The following is a 4,581-nucleotide window of genomic DNA, read 5'->3' as shown; positions in this document are numbered from 1 at the left end:
GTAGGGGACGGCGGGCTGGGGAGCGTCCGGCGAAGGGGTGGTCATGCGCCCCACTGTGTCACTTCTCGGTCGATAACGGCCTGGGGGAGGGCGAGTTGAGTCATCAGATCGCAACCTGCGGGACCTGTTGCCGCTTGCCATGGCCGGGTCAGAATCTACGCGCGTCGTTGACCTTTTCCCGAGGAGATCGAGACATGCCCTTGAACCGCCGGAAGTTCCTGAAGAAGTCCGCCGCGACCGGAGCGGGCGTGGCGCTGGCGAGCGCGGTGGCGGCTCCGGCGGCCGAGGCCGCGCAGAAGCCGGCCCCGCGGCGGTACTCGCTGACCGTCATGGGCACGACCGACCTGCACGGGCACGTCTTCAACTGGGACTACTTCAAGGACGCGGAGTACTCCGACAAGGCCGGAAACGCCCAGGGGCTGGCCCGTGTCTCGACCCTGGTGAACCAGGTGCGCGCGGAGAAGGGCCGCTGCAACACGCTGCTGCTCGACGCTGGCGACACGATCCAGGGCACCCCGCTGACGTACTACTACGCGAAGGTGGATCCGATCACCGCGAAGGGCGGTCCGGTGCACCCGATGGCGCAGGCGATGAACGCGATCGGGTACGACGCGGCGGCGCTGGGCAATCACGAGTTCAACTACGGTCTTCAGACGCTGCGCGCCTTCGAGAAGCAGCTGCGTTTCCCGTTGCTGGGGGCGAACGCGCTGGACGCGAGGACGCAGAAGCCGGCTTTCCCGCCGTACGTCATCAAGAAGTTCCACGTGCCGGGTCTTCCGCCGGTGAAGGTCGCGGTCCTCGGGCTCACCAATCCCGGTATCGCGATCTGGGACAAGGCGTATGTGCAGGGGAAGCTTCAGTTCCCGGGTCTTGAGGAGCAGGCCGCGAAGTGGGTACCGAGGCTGAAGTCGATGGGCGCCGACGTGGTGGTCGTGTCCGCGCACAGCGGCTCCTCCGGCACCTCCTCCTACGGTGACCAGGTGCCGTACGTGGAGAACTCGGCGGCGCTGGTGGCGCAGCAGGTGCCGGACATCGACGCGATCCTGGTGGGCCACGCGCACGTGGAGATCCCGGAGTTGAAGGTCACCAACGCCACCACGGGCAGGACGGTGGTGCTCTCGGAGCCGCTGGCGTTCGCGGAGCGGCTGTCGGTCTTCGACGTCGAGCTGGTCTTCGCGAAGGGGCGCTGGAGCGTCGAGTCGGTCTCGTCGAAGGTGCTGAACTCCAACACCGTGGCCGACGACCCGAAGATCACCAAGCTGCTGTCGGGCGAGCACGCGAAGGTCGTCGAGTACGTCAACCAGGTCGTCGGCACGGCGACCGAGACGCTCACGACGGTCGAGGCCCGCTACAAGGACGCGCCGATCATCGACCTGATCACCAAGGTGCAGGAGGACGTGGTGAAGGCGGCGCTGGCGGGCACGTCCTATGCCTCGCTGCCCGTCGTCGCGCAGGCCTCCCCCTTCTCCCGCACCTCGGAGATCCCGGCCGGCAAGGTGACGATCCGGGACCTGTCGAGCCTGTACGTGTACGACAACACGCTGGTCGCCAAGCTGCTGACGGGTGCTCAGCTGCGGGCATACCTGGAGTACTCGGCGGAGTACTTCGTGCAGACTGCGGCCGACGCGGTGGTGGACGTGGAGAAGCTGACCAACGCCGGCGGCCGCCCGGACTACAACTACGACTACGTGTCGGGGCTTTCGTACGACATCGACATCTCCCGGCCGGCCGGTTCGCGGATCGGGAACCTCACCTACGCCGGTGCCCCGCTGGACGACGCGCAGCAGTTCGTGCTGGCGGTGAACAACTACCGTGCCAACGGCGGCGGCGCGTTCCCGCATGTGGCGTCCGCGCAGGAGCTGTGGTCGGAGTCGACGGAGATCCGTACGCGGATCGCGGAGTGGGTGACGGCGAAGGGCGTGCTGGACCCGAAGGACTTCGCGTCGGTGGACTGGAAGCTGACCCGGGCCGGAACGCCCGTCTTCTGAGCGCCGTGTTCTAGAGGTCCAGCAGGTTTACGTCGATGGCGTCGGCGATCGCCTGGGCGCCGGCGTCGTTGATGTGGAGGCCGTCGCCGGCGTTGAACTCGGCGCGGATCCGGTCGGGTTCGTCCGGGTCGGCGACGGCGGCGGCGAGGTCGACGACCGCGTCGAAGGGGTGGCCGTCGCCGAGCAGCCAGGCGTTGACCTCGCGGCGTACGGCCTGCCCGGCCTCGGTGTCGTAGCCGTCGTAGACGGTGCCGCGGTAGGGGCCGATGGTGGAACCGATGACGGTGAGCCCGGCCCGGTGCAGCCGGTCGGCGAGGGCGGTCAGGCCGGCGGTGAACTCGGCGGCGCTCGGGCCCCCGGCGGGCTCGGGGTAGGCGATGGTGCCGGGCAGGCCGAGGTCGTTGAGACCGATGTGGATCAGGACGTGGCTGACGCCGGGGACGGCGAGGACGTCGTGGTCGATGCGGGACAGCAGGTGGTCGCCGATCTCGTCGGTGAGCAGACGGTTGCCGGAGATGCCCTGGTTGACGATCCAGCCGCGGGTGAGGCGGCGGCCGAGCTGGGAGGGGAAGCTGTTGTCGGTGCCGGGTGTGGTGAAGGCGCCCTCGATCCAGGAGTCGCCGAACGCGACGGCGATGCGGGTGCCCTCGGGGGCGAGGACGTCGACGCCGGTGAGGTAGTGGCCGAGGGGCAACTGCTCCGCGCCCTCCAGGACCGCGGCGGACAGCTGGTCACCGGGGACGGCGTAACCGATGTCGTAGGGCACCGCGCTGTAGGTGCTCAGCCCGGTCTCGCCCGGCAGATGGAGGCTGACGGTCAGCTCCTCCCCCGCACTGACGGGCAGTTCGACCGGATCGCTGACGATCTCCTCGCCCACGGGGACGTCGACCGTACCGGCGCCGGAGAAACGCAGCGGGGTGTCGCTGGCGGGGTCGATGCCGCTGCCCCGGGTGCGCACGGCGAGGTGGGCGCCGCCGATCCGCAGGGGCTCCTTGCCGTAGCGGTTGCTGAGCCGTACCCGCAGCGCCTCACCTCCTCCCGCGAGGCGCACGGACTGCCTGACGGTCTGGCCGCTGAAGCCGCGGGGTTCAAAGAGGTGGAAGACCTCGTAGGGGTTGATGACGGCGGAGCGGTGGGCTGCGATCCAGGTGGTGGTCATGTGCGGAGCCAACACCGCCGCCGCCGGAGGTCTTCCCTCCCGGGCCGGTTGTTTACCTTCCCTCGACCAGCGGGGTGAGGACCTGGGCCGCCTGCCGGGCCTGCGGGATCTGCGGCTGGTGCGGTTCGAGCCCGAAGGTGGTGAAGGCCGTGCGGGCCGGCAGCGGATACGTCTCCTTGCCGGTGAGGGAGTTGAGGATGGTGGCGCTGCGCCAGGCGGCGAGGCCGAGGTCGGGGGTGCCGACGCCGTGGGTGTGGCGTTCGGCGTTCTGGACGTGGATCGCGCCGGTCACCGCGGGGTCGAGGACGAGGCGGAAGCGGTCGTCGACGCGGGGGCGCTCGCGGCTGTCGCGGCGCATGTAGGGGTCGAGACCGGCCAGGAGGCGGTCGAGGGGGCGTTCGCGGTAGCCGGTGGCGAGGACGACGGCGTCGGTGGTGAGGCGGGAGCGGGTGTTTTGCTGGACGTGCTCCAGGTGGAGCTCGACCTTGGTCGTCGCGATACGGCCCGCGGTACGGACGCGGACGCCCGGCGTGAGGACGGTGTCCGGCCAGCCGCCGTGCAGGGTGCGGCGGTAGAGCTCGTCCTGGATGGCGGCGATGGTGTCGGCGTCGATGCCCTTGTGGAGCTGCCACTGGGTGGTGACGAGCCGGTCGCGGACGCCTTCGGGCAGGGCGTGGAAGTAGCGGGTGTAGTCGGGGGTGAAGTGTTCGAGGCCGAGCTTGGAGTACTCCATGGGCGCGAAGGCCTCGGTGCGGCCGAGCCAGTGCAGGCCCTCGCGGCCGACGGGGCGGGCGCGCAGCAGGTCGAGGAAGACCTCGGCACCGGACTGTCCCGAGCCGATGACGGTGACGTGCCCGGCGGCGAGCAGACGGTCGCGGTGGGTGAGGTAGTCGGCGGCGTGCACGACGGGCACGGCGGGTGCCTCGACGAGCGGCTTGAGGGGTTCGGGGACGTAGGGTTCGCTGCCGATGCCGAGGACGACGTTGCGTGTGTACGTACGGCCAAGGGCCTCGGCCTCGCCGTCCGCGTCGAGCTGGGTGAAGTCGACCTCGAAGACGTCGCGTTCGGGGTTCCAGCGGACGGCGTCGACCTGGTGGCGGAAGTGCAGGCCGGGGAGGTGGTCGGCGACCCAGCGGCAGTAGGCGTCGTACTCGGTGCGCTGGATGTGGAAGCGCTCGGCGAAGTAGAAGGGGAAGAGCCGGTCGCGGGCCTTGAGGTGGTTGAGGAAGGTCCAGGGGCTCGCGGGGTCGGCGAGGGTCACCAGGTCGGCGAGGAAGGGGACCTGGATGCGGGCGCCGTCGATGAGGAGACCGGGGTGCCAGTCGAAGCCGGGGCGCTGTTCGTAGAAGACGGTGTCGAGTTCGGCGAGGGGGTGGGCGAGGGCGGCGAGGGAGAGGTTGAAGGGGCCGATGCCGATGCCGACCAGGTCGCGGG

General features: G+C 69.9%; 3 protein-coding genes. 1 reads left to right on the top strand and 2 read right to left on the bottom strand.

The window, feature by feature from the left end:
• Positions 1-194: 194 nt before the first annotated feature.
• Positions 195-1,988 (top strand): bifunctional metallophosphatase/5'-nucleotidase, encoded by a 1,794-nt coding sequence (locus GRC12_RS42060; RefSeq protein ID WP_208785720.1) that lies wholly within the window; start codon positions 195-197, stop codon positions 1,986-1,988.
• A 10-nt stretch (positions 1,989-1,998) separates the two neighbouring features.
• Here the strand turns inward: GRC12_RS42060 and GRC12_RS42055 are convergent, their stop codons facing one another.
• Both GRC12_RS42055 and GRC12_RS42050 read right to left on the bottom strand, forming a co-directional pair.
• Complete coding sequence (locus tag GRC12_RS42055; RefSeq protein ID WP_208785719.1) at positions 1,999-3,147, bottom strand: GDSL-type esterase/lipase family protein; 1,149 nt, start codon at positions 3,145-3,147, stop codon at positions 1,999-2,001.
• A gap of 52 nt (positions 3,148-3,199) precedes the next feature.
• Positions 3,200-4,581: lysine N(6)-hydroxylase/L-ornithine N(5)-oxygenase family protein (locus GRC12_RS42050; protein WP_208785718.1), on the bottom strand; the 1,382-nt coding region annotated here is incomplete at its 5' end.

Source organism: Streptomyces griseorubiginosus (assembly GCF_017614965.1).
In the GTDB taxonomy this organism is placed as follows: Bacteria; Actinomycetota; Actinomycetes; order Streptomycetales; family Streptomycetaceae; genus Streptomyces; species Streptomyces griseorubiginosus_B.
The sequence above is the reverse complement of the archived record's forward strand: the minus strand, read 5'-3'. Positions and strand labels throughout refer to the sequence as shown.

Excerpts from the sequence above, each read along its gene's own strand:
- GRC12_RS42060 (WP_208785720.1), top strand. The coding sequence starts at position 195 with ATGCCCTTGAACCGCCGGAAGTTCCTGAAGAAGTCCGCCGCGACCGGA.
- GRC12_RS42055 (WP_208785719.1), bottom strand. The coding sequence starts at position 3,147 with ATGACCACCACCTGGATCGCAGCCCACCGCTCCGCCGTCATCAACCCC.